Source organism: Pseudomonas sp. AM8 (genome assembly GCF_036346475.1).
In the GTDB taxonomy this organism is placed as follows: Bacteria; Pseudomonadota; Gammaproteobacteria; order Pseudomonadales; family Pseudomonadaceae; genus Aquipseudomonas; species Aquipseudomonas marginalis.
On sequence record NZ_JAOTNX010000004.1, the window covers coordinates 357,560 to 376,582 of the forward strand.

Below are 19,023 nucleotides of genomic sequence, written 5' to 3' on the forward strand. Positions count from 1 at the left end.
GGAGTTGTCTCCTGAAGAAATCGGATTACGGCGCTTTAGCCACGGCAGCCGGTGGCGTCCAGATCACGTCCTTGATGTTCAAGGGCTTGGGGATCAATTTGAGTTGGTAGAAGCTATCGGCGATTTTCTGCTGGGCCGCCACCACTTCCGGGGTCAGGAACAGCGCGCCGTAGCCCTGGCGTTTTACCGAGGTCAGGGTGATGTCTGCCGGCAGGCCCAGCAGCGGCGCGACCTGTTCGGTCACTTCCTGGGGGTTGGCCTTGGACCACTCGCCCACCGCGCGCACTTCTTCGATCAGCGCCTTGACCACTTCAGGGTGTTTTTCGGCGTACGGCTTGGTGGCCAGGTAGAACTGGTGGTTGTCGGCGATGCCGGTGCCGTCACGCAGGGTGCGCGCTTGCAGTTGCTTCTCGGCGGCGGCCTGGTACGGGTCCCAGATCACCCACGCATCCACGCTGCCACGCTCGAAGGCGGCACGGGCATCGGCGGGCGGCAGGAACACGGTCTGTACGTCGGTGTATTTCAGGCCGGCGTCTTCCAGGGCACGCACCAGCAGGTAGTGCACGTTGGAGCCTTTGTTGAGCACGACTTTCTTGCCCTTGAGCTCGGCCACCGATTTGATCGTCGAGTCTTTCGGCACCAGGATCGCTTCACTGGTGGGCGCTGGCGGTTCGTAGGCCACGTAGAGCAGGTCGGCACCGGCGGCCTGGGCGAAGACCGGCGGGGTTTCGCCGGTGACACCGAAGTCGATGGAACCCACGTTCAGGCCTTCGAGCAGTTGCGGACCGCCGGGAAACTCGGTCCATTGCACCTGCACACCTTGGGCGGCCAGGCGTTTTTCCAGGGTACCCTTGGCCTTGAGCAGCACCAGGGTGCCGTATTTCTGGTAACCGATCCGCAGGGTCTCGGCAGCTTGAGCCTGAACAATGGCGCCGAAGGACACAGCCGCAGCAAACAGTGCGACCAGACCACGACGCAAGATGACAGTGCGCATGGCGCTCTCTCCAAATAATGCGATGAGGGGGTTGGCTGCACCTGCTTGGCCGTTGGCGGCTGAGTAAGGTGAGTACATCTATATAGCGGTGAGGCTGACTTAAATGCTCCAGCGAGCACTCAACAAACGTTCATTCAACACATGCGGGTCCAACGGTTTCGGACGACGGGCCATGGCGCCATAAAGCGTCTCCAGGGCCTCGTGCAAACGGTGTTCGAGGACCGGTACCAGTTGTGCCTGGGCACTGCCTTCGCCGTAGGCGATCTGGCTGTCTTCGGCAAAGATGCCGTGGAGCAGCTCCTGGGCTTTGAGGGCCGACAATACCGGCTTCAGGGCGTAATCCACCGCCAGCATGTGGGCGATGCTGCCGCCGGTCGCCATCGGCAGCACAACCTTGTGGGCCAGGGCGCGCTCGGGCAGCAGGTCGAGCACGGTTTTCAACGCCCCGGAGAACGAAGCCTTGTACACCGGCGTGGCGATCACCAGGCCATCCGCGTTAGCCACCTGTTGCAGCAGGTCAATGACCTTGGGGCTGTCGAAGCGTGCATGCAGCAAGTCTTCAGCCGGGAAGTCCCGTATCTGGTAACTCACCACTTCAACGCCTTTGTCTTGCAACCACTGACGGGTTTTTTCCAGCAAGACCCCGGAGCGGGAACGCTGGCTGGGACTGCCTCCAAGTGTTACGACCAACATGCAGGAATTCCTTGAGCAAGTGCCGGCGGTTCGCTGTGTGGCGATGGCGCCAAGATGGAACAGACCTTATCAGCAGATTCATATATCTATAAATCTTATTTTTTCATTTGTTTATTCTTTAAATGCATATGAGATTTGTAGGTCCCCAGGCGAAAAAAAAGGCCGTAGAAACGGCCTGAAAACCCTTGCTGTGATTCAGTTTCAACGATTGGGCTGTGGAGTAAGCCGCAGGTAGGGCTTCACCGCCCGATAACCCTTCGGAAAGCGCTTCTTGATCTCTTCCTCATCCTTGAGCGACGGCACGATCACCACTTCATCACCGTCCTGCCAGTTGGCGGGGGTGGCGACTTTGTAGTTGTCGGTCAGTTGCAGCGAGTCGATGACCCGCAGGATTTCGTGGAAGTTACGGCCGGTGCTGGCCGGGTAGGTGATGGTCAGGCGGATCTTCTTGTTCGGGTCGATCACGAACAAGGAACGCACGGTGAGGGTGTCACTGGCGTTCGGGTGGATCAGGTCGTAGAGGTCCGAAACCTTGCGGTCGGCGTCAGCCAGGATCGGGAAGTTGACGATGGTGGCCTGGGTTTCGTTGATGTCCTCGATCCACTTGTGGTGCGAGTCCACCGGGTCCACCGACAGGGCAATGGCCTTGACGCCTCGCTTGGCGAACTCGTCCTTGAGCTTGGCGGTGAAGCCCAGCTCAGTGGTGCACACCGGGGTGAAGTCCGCCGGGTGGGAAAACAACACACCCCAGCTGTCGCCCAGCCATTCGTGGAAACGAATCTTGCCGGCGCTGGAATCCTGTTCGAAGTCGGGGGCGATATCGCCCAGTCTTAGGCTCATGGTGTGGCTCCTGGTGAGTACTTATGGAGCCCACTGTGCATGGATTACGGATTATTTAAAAAGAATAAATATCGATTTATCTAGACGATAAAGGAATATTAAAAATCTGTTCATTGGACGCGGGAAAGGGCGAGGCGCAACATCGTTTCCAAGGTTCGAGAAGGCCTTGAGACGCTGTACAAAGAGGGGTTCAGGAAGGGCTTGCGGGGGTTTAGCCCGACTTGAAAAGCAAGACACCTTGCCCGGCGTTGCGCCGGGCAAGGTTTACAGTCTTACAACAGCTTTACGCTACTAGAACAGTGGCAGCGAGTAGCTGACGATCAGGCGGTTTTCGTCCTGATTACGCTGGCCAGCGATGTCGTTGCGCCACATGGCGTTTTTCCAAGCCACGCCAACGTTCTTCAGCGGGCCTTCTGGTACGACGTAGGCAACAGTGATGTCGCGTTCCCACTCGTTCGCGCCATTGGAGTTTACAGTCCGTTGCGGTGTGGTAGCGCCGACGGCACCACGGGTATCGATGTTGTCACCACGCAGGTAAACCACACCAGCGGTCAACCCGGGTACGCCAATCTTGGCGAAGTCGTACGCGTAGCGAGCCTGCCAAGTACGTTCGCCAGCACGGGCAAACTTGGAGATCTGCGAGTCAGTGGTCAGGTAAGCCGACGAACCGTCGCCTTGGTTCAACCATGGGAAGTCACTGTCGCCGTTGCTGACCTGGTAACCACCACCGAAGGTGTGACCCGCCACCGAGTACAGGAACAGGCCGCTGTACAGGTTGTTGTCGACTTTACCTTTGGTGATGTTGTTACCCGCGGCGTTAGTGCCGTAGTCACCGCTGGTGAAGTAGTTGGCGTCGTTGCTGTTGTTACCATCAGCGCGGCTGTTGAAGTAGCGCAGGTCGGTTTTCAACACGCCAGGACCGATGGCCCAGTTGTGCAGCAGGCCCAGGAAGTGTTGCTTGTAGAACTGATCCAGGTTGCCGTAGTAGTACTGGGCAGTCAGGTCTTTGGTGATTTTGTAGTCACCACCGGCGTAGTAGAACTTGTTGCTGTCGCGACCAGCGGCCGTACGACCGTTGGCACCGGCGATGGACAGGTTTTCAACGTTGCTGGAGTTACGACCTTTGGCCTTTTCGATCTGGCCGGCAACCAGCGTCAGGTCCTTGATGTCGCCAGAAGTGATCTGGCCACCTTGGAAAGTCTGTGGCAGCAGACGACCGTCGTTGGTCACGATAACCGGCAACTTAGGTTGCAGCGTGCCCAATTTCAGTTCGGTCTGGGAGATCTTGGCTTTGGCGGTCAGGCCCAGGCTGGAGTAGTTATCAACTGCTTCGCCGTTGGACTTGCTCGGGAAAACCGTGCCGCCGTAAGAACCGTAATTGGTAGCAGTCTTGCCGCTGGCGCCGTTGGTGCCGCCGCCCGAATCCAGACGCACGCCCAGCAGGCCGATGGCGTCAATACCGAAGCCCACGGTGCCTTGGGTGTAACCGGAGATGAAACGCAGGTCGAATGCCTGGCCCCATTCTTCTTGCTTGTTCTGCGCGCCGGCCGCTTTAGTAGCGTCGTCACGGTTATCAGTGTTGATGTAGAAGTTACGCAGACCCAGTGTGGCCTTGCTGTCTTCGATGAAACCGGCAGCGCCTGCTTGCTGAGCGATTACGCCCAAAGCTACAGACAGTGCCAAGGTGGACTTCTTCATGTACCGCTCCTCTCGTTTCTAATTTTTGTATTTCTTTGGTCTCGGGTCTGACGCCCTCGATCCACAGATGCGCGATTAGCACCGGATAGTGACTGACAAGTCAATCGTAACCTTGTGTGTCTACTACCTTCGTCTAACCACCGTTGATTTGGTCCCTGCAGGGTAATGAGTTTTTCATACACCCAAAAAGAATTATTTCATTCTTTTTCATACGATTCAGGAATAAGACTTTCCGTGACGTGGACAGGCCAGCATAGACCACTCGCCACACAAGCTAATTCCTAAAGGGTATTTGTTAGAGCTTTTTTAGATCGATTAGTGTGGCCGCGCTGTTGCATACGTCACCCACGATCAAAAAGGCGACGCCATCATGGCCAAAAGCACATCCTCCCGTCAATTTGTTACAGTTTTTGTGTCACTAATCGTTTCTTTTGCTGTCCAAGCCGCCCATTCGAAGGTTCAGGTGTTGCGAGCGTCCACACTCTATCCATAGCCGCCCACCTGTTATCGGCGTCAGATCAAGAATGCTTAAACTTTAGTCGTGCGTGACGGCAGGCTCTTGCACGAGCCTGCCCGGTGACTTGGGGGTAGGGCTCTACAAGGCCTTCTCGAAAATCTTCGAGTTACGCTGGTAGTTGTACAGCGACGCCCGTGCCGATGGCAGGCGATCCACGCTGCTCGGCACAAAGCCACGCTCACGGAACCAGTGGGCAGTCCGCGTGGTAAGTACGAACAGCGTCTTCAACCCCTGGGCCCGGGCACGGGTTTCGATACGCTCCAGCAGCTCGTCACCCCGCCCGCCGTGGCGGTACTCCGGGTTCACCGCTAGGCAAGCCAGTTCACCCGCGTCCGAATCGGCGATCTGATACAACGCCGCACACGCGATGATCATGCCTTCGCGCTCCACCACGCTGAACTGCTCGATCTCACGCTCGAGCACTTCCCGCGAACGGCGCACCAGGATGCCCTGTTCTTCCAGGGGGCTGATCAGGTCGAGCAAGCCGCCGACGTCTTCAATCGCCGCCTCGCGCACCCGTTCGAATTGCTCCTGGGCTACCAGCGTGCCGCCGCCATCGCGGGTGAACAGTTCGGTGAGCAAGGCGCCGTCTTCGGCGTAGCTGACGATGTGGCTGCGCCCTACCCCGCCACGACAGGCCTCGGCCGCCGCATCGAGCAATTCGGACTGGTAGTTGCTGCTGCCCAGGCGTTGCAGGTGTGCCGGTACTTGTTGCGGGCGCAGTTCGCGGACGAGGCGGCCATTTTCATCGATCAGGCCGAGATCAGCGCCGAACAGCAGCAGCTTGTCCGCCCCCAGATCGATGGCGGCGCGGGTGGCGACGTCTTCGCAGGCCAGGTTGAAGATCTCCCCCGTCGGCGAATAGCCCAGGGGCGACAGCAGCACAATGGAGCGCTCATCCAGCAGGCGATTGATGCCCTTGCGATCGACCCGGCGCACTTCGCCGGTGTGGTGGTAATCCACGCCTTCAAGCACACCGATAGGCCGCGCCGTCACCAGGTTGCCGCTGGCCACCCGCAGGCGCGAGCCCTGCATCGGCGACGAGGCCATGTCCATCGACAGGCGCGCTTCGATGGCGATACGCAGGTGGCCGACCGCGTCGATCACACACTCCAGCGTCGCGGCATCGGTGATGCGCATGCCTTCATGGTAAGTCGGGACCAGGCCGCGCGCTTCAAGGCGCGCTTCGATCTGTGGGCGCGAACCGTGCACCAGCACCAGACGCACGCCCAGGCTGTGGAGCAGCACCAGGTCGTGGACGATATTGCCGAAATTCGGATGATCCACACCGTCGCCGGGCAACATGACCACAAAGGTGCAGTCGCGGTGGGCGTTGATGTAGGGCGAAGCGTGACGAAGCCAATTAACGTAGTCGGGCATGGAACCTGGGCCTGTAATAAAAAGCAGCCGAAAAAGGATGAGTCGTGAAAACGCACAGCGGGCTGATGGTTATCGTCGGAACAGGCTTGGCGACACGCTCGCTCTCCTTATGTACGAATGGACAGGGGTTAATTTACGCAGGTTTCAGGCAGTAATGTTCGATCAGTTCCCGCAATAGACGCACTGTAGGCGTCAAGCGTGACATTTCGAGGTACTCGCCCGGTTGGTGGGCACAGGCAATATCGCCAGGGCCGAGCACCAGGGTTTCACAACCAAGGCGCTGAAGATAAGGCGCTTCGGTGCCGAACGCTACTGCTTCGGCACGATGCCCGGTCAATCGTTCCGCGACCCGCACCAACTCGGCGTCTTCGACCTGCTCGAACGGCGGCACTGCGGGGAATAACGGCGCGTAGTCGATCTTGACCTTATGGCGCTCGGCCAGGGGTTCGAGCTTTTGCCGGATAGCCGCACGCAGCACTTCGGGATCCATGCCCGGCAAGGGCCGCAGGTCGAATTCCAGGGAGCACTGGCCGCAGATACGGTTGGGGTTGTCGCCACCATGGATACAGCCGAAGTTCATGGTCGGTTGCGGCACGCTGAATTGTGGGTTGCGGTACTCGCGCTGCCAGGCCAGGCGCAGGCCGCGCAGCTCGCCGATGGCGTCATGCATGGCTTCCAGGGCGCTGTGTCCCAGGCTGGGGTCCGACGAATGGCCGCTTTGGCCCAGAATGTCGATACGCTCCATCATCACGCCTTTGTGCAGGCGGATCGGCTTGAGGCCGGTCGGTTCACCGATCACCGCCGCGCGGCCCAACGGGCGCCCGGCTTCGGCCAATGCCCGGGCACCGGACATGGAGCTTTCTTCATCGCAGGTGGCGAGGATCAGCAACGGTTGCTTGAACGGTTGGTCCAGCAGCGGCAACACCGCTTCAATCGCCAGCGCGAAAAAACCCTTCATGTCGCAACTGCCCAATCCTACCCAGCGGCCGTCGACTTCCGTCAGCTTGAGCGGATCGGTCTTCCACAACGCAGCGTCATAAGGAACGGTGTCGCTATGGCCGGCCAATACCAGGCCGCCGGGGCCTGTGCCAAAGCTGGCCAGCAGGTTGAATTTGCCGGGGCTGACCGGTTGGATGTCAATGGAGAACCCCAGGTCGCCCAACCAACTGGCGAGCAAATCGATCACCGCACGATTGGTCTGGTCGAGAGACGCTTGGGTACAACTCACCGAAGGCGCGGCAATCAACGCGGCGAACTGCTCTTTCATGGACGGTAACGGCATACGCGGTCTCCCAACTTCCCGGATGAGCCCCACTATAGAGGCATCTGCACGAGACAATAAACCGTTGCGGCGCGTTGCCGGGCTCAGTCCTGTACACTGCACGACCTTGGCAGCCACTCTTTTCCCCGGCTGCGCTCCCGATCCTGGATTTTCCGGCCATGCAGAAAGAAACCGAAATCAAGCTCCGCGTCAGCCGCGAAACACTCGCTGCGCTGCGTGAGCACCCGCTACTGAAAAAACGCAACAAAAGTGGCTGGGAACGCCGTGAGTTGATGAACCAGTACTTCGACACCCCTGAACGTGACCTGGCCCAGGCCAAAGTCGCCCTGCGCCTGCGCAAGGACGGTGACGACATTATCCAGACCCTCAAGACCCGTGGCCAAAGCGTCGCCGGCTTGTCGGAACGCAATGAGTACAACTGGGACCTGCCCAAGGCCAAGCTCGACGTGAAGAAGCTCGACGGCGAGTGCTGGCCTGAGCAACTGGCCGAGCTGGACAAAAAGACCCTCAAGCCGATCTTCACCACCGACTTTGTACGCGAACGCGCCGAAATCGCCTGGGGCCGTGGCAAGACCAAGGTGGTGATCGAAGCCGCCCTGGACCTGGGCCATGTGGTCGTGGGTAAGCAGAAAGAAGAAATCTGCGAGCTGGAACTGGAACTGCGCGAAGGCGAGCCGGCTGCGCTGCTGGAGTTGGCCGCCGAGCTGGCCGCCACCCTCGCACTGATGCCGTGTGACATCAGCAAGGCCGAGCGCGGCTACCGCCTGTACGACGCCAGCAGCTACTCCCTGAGCCTGCCGGCGCCGCAGATCCACGCGGAAATGCCGCTGGACGACGCCTTCGCCGCAATCATGTGGCACCTGCTCGGCAGCAGCCAGCGCCTGGCCGAGCAATACCGCTTCAATGGCCACTGGCGTCTGCTGCAGGACTGGGTCGAAAACCTCGGCGAACTGCGCGCCCTGATCGGCAGCCTCGGCCAGGCCGCGCCGCGTCAATCCACCAGCGAACTGCGCAGCGCACTCGATGCACTGCTGGAAGACTGGCGCCCGCTGGTCCAGGCCGGTGACGACGACGAAGACATCCGCAAAGCCGCACCCGAGCAGTTTGCCGAAGAATTGGACGACGTGCGCTGGGGCTTGTTCTCGCTGAACATGTCACGCTGGCTGATGGCCCGCACCTGGACTGCCGACCGCAACGTGCGCGGCAACCGCCAGGGCGCCGCGCAAATCACCAACTGGCTGCCGCGCCTGCTGGCCGACGATGCCGTCGCCCTGCAACTGCCGCGCTACCAGCAGCAACCGGAAGACCTGGCCGAGCAACTGCCGCGCATCGAACGCATCCAGGCCTGGCTGCACCATGCGCGTAACGTGGTGGACATTGCGGAACTGGATCGTTTGTACGGCGAGCTGAACAAGCTGGCGCAACTGGCCAACCAGCCGATCACCGACGAGTCGCTGGATGCGCGCATGCATCAGGCGATTGCGGTGTATCAGAACCGTGCCTGGAAGACCCTGCTGCGCCTGTAATATCGCCATCGGGGGCCTAGCCCCCGATGAGCCCGATCCTGTCAGCGCAATACTGGCAGGCTGGTGGTCGACTTGATCTCGGACAGCGCCACGATCGAGTTGACCTCCTGAATCCCCGGCACCATCGATAACTTCTCGAAGAAAAACCGCTCGTACGCCTCAATGTCCGACGTCACGATGCGCAGCAGAAAATCCACCGCCCCCATCAGCACATAGCACTCCAGCACTTCCGGAAACCCACGAATCGCGTCGGTGAACTCGGTGAAGTTGGATCGGCCGTGGGCGTTGAGTTTGACCTCGGCAAAGATCTGCGTATTCAGGCCGATCTTCTTGCGATCCAGCAGAGTGACCTGGCCGCGAATCACTCCTTCCTCCTTGAGCCGCTGGATGCGTCGCCAGCACGGCGACTGGGACAGTCCGACCTGTTCGGCGATCTGCGCGCTGGACAGCGAGGCGTCCTCTTGCAGCAGGGCCAGGATGCGGCGGTCGTAGGCGTCCAATTCGCTGTGCATAAAAATACCTTTATGTATGGACTTTATGAATTGATTGATTCAATAAAACGCAAATCAGGCTCATCTTAGATAAGAAATCTCCCGACGCGAATGTAAAAATTTCTCCAGTCGAATCTGGAGAATCAGCATGCATGCCGTCGAAACCACTCACCCCCTGACCCGTGTCGATGTGTGGGCTGCCAGCAGCGCCCATTGCCAGGCGCATTACCGGATCGTCGCCGAGGCGGAGCCCGATGTGTTGTGTCGGGTACTCAACTATTTTGCGTTGCAGTTCCTGACACCGAGCCAGGTCAACGTGAGCCGCCAGGAAGACCTGCTGAACATCGATATCGTGATGGATAGCCTGAGCTGGCATCGCGCCCAAGTGATCGCCGAAAAGATTCGAAACCTGATCAGCGTGTGCACGCTGCACGTGTGGCGCGCTGATTCCGTGGGGCCTGCGGCCGTGGCGGCAGCAGCTCGGTAAAGGCCTGCAACATACGCGGGGAGGAAGATATTCGGCGGCTGGCTAGCCTGAAATTTCGTCCGAGGCTACCCAGGAACACCTTCATGCCTGCTGATCACCGATTGGAACTGCATCAGTTGCTCCCGGCGCTGGTCGAGGGAGGGGTGATTGCTCCCGACATCGCGAAGCGCTTATCAGCGCTGCCCGCCGGCAACGCCCAGCATCCGTTGGAGTGCATCGCCGCCCATGGGCCTTCCCTGGAAACCCTGACCCAGTGGCTTGCCCAACATGTGGGGCAACCTTATTGGCGTATCGACCCGCTGAAGATCGATGTCGCAACGGTCGTGCCGCTGATGTCCCACGCGTTTGCCCAATGCCACGCCATCCTTGCGGTAGCCGTGGACGCGCAGACCGTCACCGTTGCCAGCGCCCAGCCCCATGTCACCAGCTGGGAATCGGGACTGGCACAAGTGCTCCAGCGCTCGATCAGGCGCGTGGTTGCCAACCCCCAGGACATTCAGCGTTGTATCAGCGAATTCTACCGGCTGGCGAAGTCCGTCAGCGGTGCGGATCAAAAGGTGGCGGGGCCTGGCAACGTCGAGTTGCTCAACCTCGGCGCCAGCGACCAGGAGCCGGACGCCAACGACGCGCATATCGTCAATATCGTCGACTGGCTGTTGCAATACGCGTTCGCCCAGCGGGCCAGTGATATTCATATCGAGCCGTGCCGTGAGCAAGGACGCGTGCGCTTTCGCATTGATGGGCTGCTGCACGACGTCTATCAATTTCCACCCCAAGTGACGATGGCGGTGGTCAGCCGCCTGAAAAGCCTCGGGCGGATGAACGTGGCGGAAAAACGAAAACCCCAGGACGGTCGGGTCAAGACCAAAAGCCCTGCAGGCACAGAAGTCGAGTTGCGGCTGTCGACCCTGCCCACCGCCTTTGGCGAAAAACTGGTGATGCGGATTTTCGACCCGCAGGTGCTGCTCAAGGACTTTGACGAGCTGGGCTTGTCGGCCGAGGACCAGCAGCGATGGCACGACATGACGCGCCACACCAACGGCATCATCCTGGTCACGGGGCCTACCGGTTCAGGCAAGACCAGCACCCTCTACACCACGCTCAAACACTTGGCGACCCGGGAGGTCAATCTTTGCACCGTGGAAGACCCGATCGAGATGGTCGAGCCGGCGTTTAACCAAATGCAGGTACAGCCCAATATCGACCTGACCTTCGCCAGCGGCATCCGAGCCCTGCTTCGCCAGGACCCGGACATCATCATGATCGGCGAGATCCGCGATCGGGAAACCGCCGAGATGGCGATCCAGGCCGCATTGACCGGGCATTTGGTGCTCTCGACGCTGCACACCAACGATGCGCCCAGCGCCATCAGCCGCTTGCAGGAACTGGGCATTGCTCATTATTTGATCAAGGCGACGTTATTGGGCGTAATGGCGCAGCGCTTGGTGCGCTTGCTGTGCCCTCATTGCAAGCGGGTGGCGGGCGATGCTCACGAAGCGGTAGGGTGTGCAGAATGCCGAAACAGCGGGTTTCGCGGGCGCGCCGGGGTGTACGAGATCATGGTGCTGAATGACTCGCTCAAGGCGCTGATCACGCCAGGCGCCGACGCGCAGTCCCTGCGCAGGGAGGCGGTGGCGCAAGGCATGTGCGGCCTGCGCATGGCCGGCGTGGGTAAAGTCAAGGCGGGGCTGACCACAATGGCCGAGGTATTGCGAGTGACGCCTGGGGATTCGGTAACAAATGCGTTGATTACCCCGTGCTGAAACCGTCCTTATCGGTGACAAGACCGTTACAATCCGCCGAACGTCGTTTAACTGACACCAACAGATAGGGAATCGCTATGCAGATAGGAACCGTACTGCTTCTTTTCGTGGGCCTGGCCATCGCCATCCTGTTCATGGGCTTCAAGGTGGTACCCCAGGGCTATCAGTGGACCGTCGAGCGCTTCGGCCGGTACACCAACACCCTCAAGCCGGGTCTGAACATCATCATCCCGGTCATGGACCGCATCGGCCGCAAGATCAACGTGATGGAAAGCGTGCTGGATATCCCGCCCCAGGAAGTCATCACCGCCGACAACGCCACCGTGCAGATCGACGCCGTGTGCTTCTTCCAGGTGGTCAATACCGCCCAGGCCGCCTACGAGGTCAACAACCTCGAACACGCTATCCGCAACCTGCTGCAAACCAATATCCGTACCGTGCTCGGCTCCATGGAGCTGGATGCCATGCTCAGCCAGCGCGACGGCATCAACGAAAAACTGCTGCGCACCGTCGATGAAGCCACGGCGCCGTGGGGCATCAAGATCACCCGGATCGAAATCAAGGACATCAGCCCGCCCGCCGACCTGATGGCCGCCATGTCCGGCCAGATGAAAGCCGAGCGGATCAAGCGCGCACAGATCCTGGAAGCCGAAGGCCTGCGGGCGTCGGCGATCCTGACGGCCGAAGGCAAGAAGCAGGCACAGATTCTTGAAGCCGAAGGTGGACGCCAGGCCGCGTTCCTGGAGTCTGAAGCCCGTGAGCGTCAGGCAGAGGCTGAGGCCCGCGCGACCCAGGTGGTTTCCGAAGCGATTGCCACCGGCAACGTACAGGCCATCAACTACTTCGTCGCGCAGAAATACATCGATGCCCTTGGCAAATTGGCGTCGGCCAATAACAGCAAAGTGATCCTGATGCCGCTGGAAGCCAGCCAGGTGATCGGCGCTGTCGGCGGCATCGGCGAAATCGTCAAGGCAACCTTCGACAACAAGAAAGCCTGAGGCGATCGCCATGTGGGATTTCCTGCAGCATCTTTCGTTCTGGGATTGGCTCGCACTGGGTACAGTGCTATTGATTCTTGAAGTATTCGGCGCCGGTGGCTACCTGCTGTGGATGGGCATAGCTGCGGCAGCCGTGGGCGTGATCAAGTTTCTGGTGCCGCCGCTCGGGCTGGAGTGGCAACTGTTGCTGTTCGCTGTGCTGTCGATATTGACAGCGGTGTACTGGTGGAAACGCCAGCGCAGCAGCGCCAAAGCCAGTGACCAGCCGGGCCTCAACGAGCGTGGCTCGGAGCTGGTCGGTCGCGTGTTCGTGGTGCATCAGGCGATTGTGGAAGGTCGGGGCAAGGTAAAAGTCGGTGATGGCGTCTGGATGGTGACCGGGCCTGACAGCCCAGTAGGCGCTCAAGTGCGTGTGGTGGGCCTGGATGGCGTGATCTTGAAGGTAGAAACTGTTTAGTCAGTGATGGAACTCGGCTGGGCTAACTGCAATCAAACGGTACAGATCACCCACCCGGAGTCACCCATCATGCGTCTTAAATATGCTGTCGCTACCCTCGCTGTGCTTTCCCTTCCTGTCGGTTCAGCCATGGCCGACAGTTTCTGGCGCAATGTCATCTCGTCGGGCGCCACTACCGGCTCGACCTACCTGACCTTCAAGGACCACAAGCTGGTGGTTGCCGCACAAGACGACGCAGGCAGCTTCGTTGCCAGCGATGGCGGTATCCGCGGCCCGTACCTGGAAGCCGCCATGCAGAAAGTCCGCGCCGACAACCCTGGCCTGCAGGCCACGGATATGGAGCTGGCCAACGCTATCCTGGCTAAAAACGCTATCGCCGCCGAGTAAAACCGCCGGTTAAAACAGCCGCTCCCTGGGAGCGGCTTTTTTGTGCCGCTTTTCTTCCTACAGCAAAGACTGATGAGTTGACGATTGAACAGGAGAAGTCCTCTCGATCACTGCGCTCACCCGGCGACAAGCTATCGATTCCACCCTTCCCCTCAGTGAATCGATAACCATGCGAAAACTATCTTCCTTTCTGTTCCTCACTGCTATTGCAACGCCTTATGCACAGGCAGAGGCCTGGTACGGCTCGGCAAAATTTAACAGTGCACGCCAGAATCTATCCAGTGCACTGTTGACCAGCCCGCGCGTCACCGAACGAGTGGAAGCGCCTGATAGCACTAAAACATTCACCGGATCCTACGCAGTAGGTTATGCCTTCGCCAATGGCTGGCGCGCGGAAGGGGAATACACCCTCTCCGGCAGCTCGACCTTCGACTCCTTCTGGTCGCCCTTCAATGCCAACGTCAACCGTCTTGAAGCGGACAGTCAGCGCGTGATGGTCAACGGCTATAAAAACATACCGCTCACCCATTGGCTGTCGTTCTACGGCATGGCGGGGATGGGCGTCGCACAAATTGATGCCGAGGGTTTTCAGAGCAATGACACCCGTCGCTTTGCCAGCCACCGCCAATATAATTTTGCCTACAGCGTAGGCTTGGGCCTGGATGCCAAGGTCAACGACCGCATTTCCTTTGGCACAGGTTGGCGCTACGTGGACATGGGCCGTATCGAGACCGGCTACAACACCTTCACCAACCGGATAAACGCTCGTGATGAACAGCTCAAGGGCAAGCTCAAGGAGCAGAGTGTGTTCTTTGAAACCCGTGTGTACTTCTGACCGGCAACAGGAAATGCCGCCGTTCAAGCGGCACTTCCGTGTCCGTGGCATGACGATTCATTCACAGGCGACAGGCTATATTCAGTCTAACCGTGCCACCATGCCGGGACTGAACCCTCGCTTACTCATCGCCAATCTGAAACGGATGCCTTCGTCGTCATGAGCCAACAGCCCTTTCTGCCGTTCTCCAAACCTACCATCGATGAAGCCACCATCTCGGCGGTCGGCGATGTACTGCGCTCGGGCTGGATCACCAGCGGGCCGAAAGTGCAGGCGTTCGAAGCACAGCTGTCGGAATACTTTGGCGGCCGGCCGGTGCGCACCTTCAACTCGGGCACTTGCACCATGGAGATCGCCTTGCGTATCGCCGGTATCGGGCCCGGCGATGAAGTCATCACCACACCAATCTCCTGGGTCGCAACAGCCAACGTGATCCTGGAAGTAGGTGCCACGCCGGTGTTCGCCGACATCGACCCGGTCACCCGCAATATCGACCTGGCCCAGGTGGAAGCCGCAATCACCCCGCGCACCAAGGCGATCATCCCGGTGTACCTGGCCGGCCTGCCCTTGGACATGCCGATGCTGTACGCACTGGCCAACAAGTACAACCTGCGCATTGTCGAAGACGCCGCCCAGGCCCTGGGCTCCAGCTGGGATGGCGAGCGCATCGGCTCCACCGGGGACTTTGTATCGTTCAGCTTCCAGGCCAACAAGAACATCACCTCTTCCGAGGGCGGTTGCCTGGTGTTGAACAATGCCGAAGAAGCCCGCCTGGCGGAAAAATACCGCCTGCAGGGCGTCACCCGCACCGGCTTCGACGGCCTGGACGTGGATGTACTGGGCGGCAAGTTCAACATGACCGACATCGCAGCAGCCATCGGCCTGGGGCAGTTTGCCCAGATCGAGAAGATCACCGCCCATCGCCAGCACCTGGCCCGGCACTACTTCAAGTGTTTCGGCAGCGATTTCGAGGAAAAGTACGGCGCGCAACTGCCGCCGGCCGACTTCGAAAACAGCAACTGGCACCTGTTCCAGTTGGTGCTGCCGGAGCGTCACGATGGCCTGCCGGCCCGCGCAACCTTCATGGAGAAAATGCAGGCACAGGGTGTTGGCATTGGCTATCACTACCCGCCGATTCACCTGCTGAGCCTTTATCGGGCACAGGGGTTCAAGGAAGGGATGTTCCCGGTAGCGGAAAAGGTTGGACGTTTGATCGTGTCGTTGCCGATGTTCACGGCGATGACAGAGACAGATGTGGAGCGGTCGGTGGCGGCGGTAAAGGCAGTCCTGAAAGCGAACTGAACACTCACGGCTCACGACGATTGAATGTGGGAGGGAGCTTGCTCCCTCCCACATGGGTCTTGCGGTTACTCGCCGATGGCGGCTTTGTAGCCAGCCGCATCCAGCAGTTTTTCCAGATCAGCCGGGTTGCTTGGCTTGAGCTTGAAGATCCACGCGCCGTAAGGGTCGGAGTTCAGCAGCTCAGGGCTGCCACCCAGCTCCTCGTTGACGGCAATCACTTCACCGGCAACCGGGGCGTAGATATCCGAAGCAGCCTTCACCGACTCAACCACACCCGCCTGGCCTTTGGCTTCAAACGTAGCGCCGACTTCGGCCAACTCAACAAACACCACATCACCCAAAGCTTCCTGAGCATGGTCGGAGATCCCGACGGTCACCGTACCGTCAGCTTCCAGACGGGCCCATTCGTGACTTTCGGCAAAACGCAGGTCGGCAGGGATATCGCTCATAGTCTGTGTCCTCAAGAAGAAATGTCAGCAGCCATTGGCCTGCCGGAAATAGTTAGATCAAGGTTTTGCCATGGCGCACGAAGGTCGGTTTGACCACTCGAACCGGGTACCACTTGCCGCGGATTTCCACTTCGGCCCGATCGGCAGTCGCCGTCGGTACACGCGCCAGGGCAATGGATTTGCTCAGCGTAGGTGAGAAACTACCACTGGTGATCTCCCCTTCGCCAACATTGGCGATGCGAACCACCTGGTGAGCACGTAAAACCCCACGTTCTTCCAGTACCAGCCCGACCAGTTTGAACTGCACACCGGCGGCCAACTCTGCTTCCAGCGCCGCTCGCCCGATGAAATTGCGCTCGGCAGGTTCCCAGGCGATGCTCCAGGCCATGTTGGCCGCCAGGGGCGAAACGTCCTGGTGAATATCCTGGCCGTACAGGTTCATGCCGGCTTCCAGCCGCAGGGTGTCCCGCGCGCCGAGGCCTATGGGGGAAATCCCCGCACCGACCAGATCGTTGAAAAAACCCGGCGCCTGATCGGCAGGCAGGACAATTTCCAGGCCGTCTTCACCGGTGTAACCCGTGCGTGCGATAAACCAATCGCCGTCGGCATGCCCTTCAAAGGGCTTGAGCTGGTGGATCAGGGTACCGCGAGACTGGGTGACCAACTCGGCAATCTTCTGCCGGGCGTGGGGACCTTGAATGGCGAGCATGGCCAACTCGGGCCGCTCATGCAGGTGCACCTGATAGCTGCCAAGTTGCGCCTGGATCCAGGCCATGTCCTGGTCTCGGGTGGCGGCGTTGACCACCAGCCGGTATCCGGTCTCGGTGCGGTAGACGATCATGTCGTCCACCACGCCGCCCTGCTCGTTGAGCATGGCGCTGTACAACGCACGGCCACAGCCGTGCAAACGCTCGACATCATTGGCCAGCAGGTGCTGGAGCCAATCCTTGGCCTGGGGGCCGGTGACATCGATCACGGTCATATGAGATACATCGAACACCCCGCAGTCGCGCCGCACCTGATGATGCTCCTCAACTTGCGAGCCGTAGTGCAAAGGCATATCCCAACCGCCAAAATCGACCATTTTCGCGCCGAGGGCGAGATGCAGGTCATACAGAGGCGTACGCTGTCCCATGGGTTTCTCCTTCCGGGCTTGGCGAAGGTGCGCAGCGTCGTTGCCCGTGCCGGACACCTTGAATGACAAGGCCTGCAGCCACGTACAGCGACTCGATCCGAAGGACGGACCGCACCGAATGCCGCGCATTGTAGCCGCAAGCCGTAGGACTGGCACCTAACCGATTGGTCGGGCGGAGCGTCGGATCAGCCCGATGACCGGCAGCAGCCCCACCAGCACCAGCGTCAACGCTGGCAGAGAAGCCCGCGCCCACTCGCCTTCGCTGGTCATTTCAAAGATCCGCACCGCCAGGGTGTCCCAGCCGAACGGGCGCATCAGCAGGGTTGCGGGCATTTCCTTGAGCACGTCTACGAACACCAGCAGTGCTGCACTCAGGGTGCCGGGCAGCAACAGCGGCAGATACACTTTGCAAAACAGTCGCGGCCCACTCACGCCCAAACTACGCGCTGCTTCCGGCAACGAAGGCCGGATGCGCGCCAGGCTGTTTTCCAGCGGCCCGTAGGCCACGGCCAGAAAGCGCACCAGATACGCCAGCACCAGCGCCGACAGACTGCCCAGCAACAATGGCTTGCCCGCCCCGCCGAGCCAGCCGGACAGCGGTACCACCAGCTCACGGTCCAGGTAACTGAACGCCAGCATGATCGACACCGCCAGCACCGAGCCCGGCAAGGCATAGCCGACATTGGCCAGGCTGATACCGGAGCGAATCGCCCGGGTCGGCGCCAGGCGGTTGGCGAAGGCCAGTACCAGCGCCACGCTGACCGTGATCAACGCGGCAATGCCGCCCAGGTAAAGGGTATGGACGATCAGGCCCGAATAGCGCTCATCCAGGTCGAACCGGCCGCGCTGCCAGAACCAGGCGACCAATTGCAGCATCGGGATGACAAAGGCACAGGCAAACACCAATCCACACCAGGCAGTGGCAGCCGCCGCCTTGAACCCGCGCAAGTGGTACAGCGCCTTGCCCCGTGGCCGTTCATTGCTGGATCGACTGGCGCCCCGGGCACGCCGTTCGCCATACAGCACCAGCATCACCACCAACAGCAACAGGCTGGCCAGTTGGGCCGCGCTGGACAGACTGAAAAAGCCGTACCAGGTCTTGTAGATAGCGGTGGTGAAGGTATCGAAGTTGAACACCGACACCGCACCGAAATCCGCCAGGGTCTCCATCAGTGCCAACGCCACCCCGGCCCCTATCGCCGGCCGCGCCATGGGCAGGGCCACATGCCAGAATGCCTGCAAGGGCGACTGTCCCAGCACCCGTGCCGCCTCCATCAGGCCCTTGCCCTGGGCGAGGAATGCGCTGCGCGCCAACAGGTACACGTAGGGATAGAACACCAGCACCAGCACAATGATCACGCCGCTGGTGGAGCGCACCCGTGGCAGGCGCAAGCCGGTGCCGAACCATTCGCGCAGCAGGGTCTGCACGGGGCCTGAAAAATCCAGCAGGCCCACAAACACGAAAGCCAGCACATAGGCGGGAATGGCAAAGGGCAGCATCAACGCCCAGTCGAGCCAACGCCGGCCGGGGAATTCGCAGAGGCTGGTGAGCCAGGCGAGGCTGACCCCCAACAGGGTTACACCGACGCCGACCCCCAGCACCAGGGTCAGGGTGTTGCCCAGCAACCGCGGCATCTGGGTTTCCCACAGGTGGGACCAGATTTGCGCGTCGATGCTTTGCCAGGACAGCAACAGCACGCTCAGCGGCAGTAGCACCAGGGCGGCGACGCTGAAGACCGGCAGGTACCAGCGGCGTTGGGCGGGGTGGGCCAAGGGTGGGTTCTCAATA

Annotated in this window: 18 protein-coding genes; 8 read left to right on the forward strand and 10 right to left on the reverse strand. The window is 60.1% G+C overall.

Going from position 1 to position 19,023, the window contains the following annotated elements; all coding sequences use genetic code 11:
- Nucleotides 1-25: 25 nt before the first annotated feature.
- The 6 genes from V3W40_RS13380 to argE form a co-directional block, all read right to left on the reverse strand.
- Nucleotides 26-994 (reverse strand): sulfonate ABC transporter substrate-binding protein, encoded by a 969-nt coding sequence (locus tag V3W40_RS13380; protein WP_065924367.1) that lies wholly within the window; start codon nucleotides 992-994, stop codon nucleotides 26-28.
- Between the two features lie 99 nt (nucleotides 995-1,093).
- Nucleotides 1,094-1,687, reverse strand: a complete 594-nt coding sequence (gene ssuE, locus V3W40_RS13385; RefSeq protein ID WP_027608396.1) for an NADPH-dependent FMN reductase — start codon at nucleotides 1,685-1,687, stop codon at nucleotides 1,094-1,096.
- Between the two features lie 201 nt (nucleotides 1,688-1,888).
- A complete protein-coding gene (locus tag V3W40_RS13390) occupies nucleotides 1,889-2,527 on the reverse strand; it encodes a peroxiredoxin (protein WP_065926631.1) in 639 nt (212 codons plus the stop codon).
- Between the two features lie 291 nt (nucleotides 2,528-2,818).
- Nucleotides 2,819-4,225 (reverse strand): OprD family porin, encoded by a 1,407-nt coding sequence (locus V3W40_RS13395; protein ID WP_330215141.1) that lies wholly within the window; start codon nucleotides 4,223-4,225, stop codon nucleotides 2,819-2,821.
- A 595-nt stretch (nucleotides 4,226-4,820) separates the two neighbouring features.
- Nucleotides 4,821-6,122, reverse strand: a complete 1,302-nt coding sequence (argA, locus tag V3W40_RS13400) for an amino-acid N-acetyltransferase (protein ID WP_027608393.1) — start codon at nucleotides 6,120-6,122, stop codon at nucleotides 4,821-4,823.
- Between the two features lie 133 nt (nucleotides 6,123-6,255).
- Nucleotides 6,256-7,404 carry an acetylornithine deacetylase gene (gene argE, locus V3W40_RS13405; protein WP_330215142.1) on the reverse strand — a complete coding sequence of 383 codons (1,149 nt, stop codon included), beginning with the start codon at nucleotides 7,402-7,404 and terminating at the stop codon, nucleotides 6,256-6,258.
- Between the two features lie 158 nt (nucleotides 7,405-7,562).
- Between argE and V3W40_RS13410 the strand changes: the two genes are divergently transcribed.
- The gene (locus tag V3W40_RS13410) at nucleotides 7,563-8,930 is read left to right on the forward strand and encodes a CYTH domain-containing protein (protein WP_330215143.1); all 1,368 of its coding nucleotides are present in this window, start codon (nucleotides 7,563-7,565) and stop codon (nucleotides 8,928-8,930) included.
- 41 nt (nucleotides 8,931-8,971) lie between these two features.
- Here V3W40_RS13410 and V3W40_RS13415 read toward each other — a convergent pair whose 3' ends face one another.
- Complete coding sequence (locus V3W40_RS13415; protein WP_010207358.1) at nucleotides 8,972-9,442, reverse strand: Lrp/AsnC family transcriptional regulator; 471 nt, start codon at nucleotides 9,440-9,442, stop codon at nucleotides 8,972-8,974.
- A 127-nt stretch (nucleotides 9,443-9,569) separates the two neighbouring features.
- On the opposite strand from V3W40_RS13415, the gene V3W40_RS13420 reads away from it, so the two are divergent.
- The 7 genes from V3W40_RS13420 (at nucleotide 9,570) to V3W40_RS13450 (ending at nucleotide 15,650) form a co-directional block, all read left to right on the forward strand.
- A complete protein-coding gene (locus tag V3W40_RS13420; protein ID WP_065926636.1) occupies nucleotides 9,570-9,908 on the forward strand; it encodes a hypothetical protein in 339 nt (112 codons plus the stop codon).
- Between the two features lie 83 nt (nucleotides 9,909-9,991).
- The gene (locus tag V3W40_RS13425; protein ID WP_330215144.1) at nucleotides 9,992-11,671 is read left to right on the forward strand and encodes a GspE/PulE family protein; all 1,680 of its coding nucleotides are present in this window, start codon (nucleotides 9,992-9,994) and stop codon (nucleotides 11,669-11,671) included.
- A 77-nt stretch (nucleotides 11,672-11,748) separates the two neighbouring features.
- Complete coding sequence (locus tag V3W40_RS13430) at nucleotides 11,749-12,669, forward strand: SPFH domain-containing protein (protein WP_027608388.1); 921 nt, start codon at nucleotides 11,749-11,751, stop codon at nucleotides 12,667-12,669.
- 10 nt (nucleotides 12,670-12,679) lie between these two features.
- Complete coding sequence (locus V3W40_RS13435; RefSeq protein ID WP_141156262.1) at nucleotides 12,680-13,126, forward strand: NfeD family protein; 447 nt, start codon at nucleotides 12,680-12,682, stop codon at nucleotides 13,124-13,126.
- A gap of 69 nt (nucleotides 13,127-13,195) precedes the next feature.
- Nucleotides 13,196-13,513: a DUF2388 domain-containing protein gene (locus tag V3W40_RS13440; protein ID WP_027608386.1), complete on the forward strand. Its 318-nt coding sequence runs from the start codon at nucleotides 13,196-13,198 to the stop codon at nucleotides 13,511-13,513.
- Nucleotides 13,514-13,676: 163 nt separating this feature from the next.
- Nucleotides 13,677-14,348 (forward strand): outer membrane protein, encoded by a 672-nt coding sequence (locus tag V3W40_RS13445; protein WP_083381389.1) that lies wholly within the window; start codon nucleotides 13,677-13,679, stop codon nucleotides 14,346-14,348.
- 159 nt (nucleotides 14,349-14,507) lie between these two features.
- Nucleotides 14,508-15,650, forward strand: a complete 1,143-nt coding sequence (locus V3W40_RS13450) for a DegT/DnrJ/EryC1/StrS family aminotransferase (RefSeq protein ID WP_330215145.1) — start codon at nucleotides 14,508-14,510, stop codon at nucleotides 15,648-15,650.
- Nucleotides 15,651-15,715: 65 nt separating this feature from the next.
- Here V3W40_RS13450 and gcvH read toward each other — a convergent pair whose 3' ends face one another.
- The 3 genes from gcvH to V3W40_RS13465 all read right to left on the reverse strand — a co-directional run bounded on the left by gcvH (nucleotide 15,716) and on the right by V3W40_RS13465 (nucleotide 19,007).
- On the reverse strand, nucleotides 15,716-16,099 hold the full coding sequence (gene gcvH / locus V3W40_RS13455) for a glycine cleavage system protein GcvH (protein ID WP_330215146.1): 384 nt from the start codon (nucleotides 16,097-16,099) through the stop codon (nucleotides 15,716-15,718).
- Nucleotides 16,100-16,151: 52 nt separating this feature from the next.
- A complete protein-coding gene (gene gcvT, locus V3W40_RS13460) occupies nucleotides 16,152-17,234 on the reverse strand; it encodes a glycine cleavage system aminomethyltransferase GcvT (RefSeq protein ID WP_074847924.1) in 1,083 nt (360 codons plus the stop codon).
- Nucleotides 17,235-17,390: 156 nt separating this feature from the next.
- Nucleotides 17,391-19,007, reverse strand: a complete 1,617-nt coding sequence (locus tag V3W40_RS13465) for an ABC transporter permease (RefSeq protein WP_330215147.1) — start codon at nucleotides 19,005-19,007, stop codon at nucleotides 17,391-17,393.
- Nucleotides 19,008-19,023 lie beyond the last annotated feature (16 nt).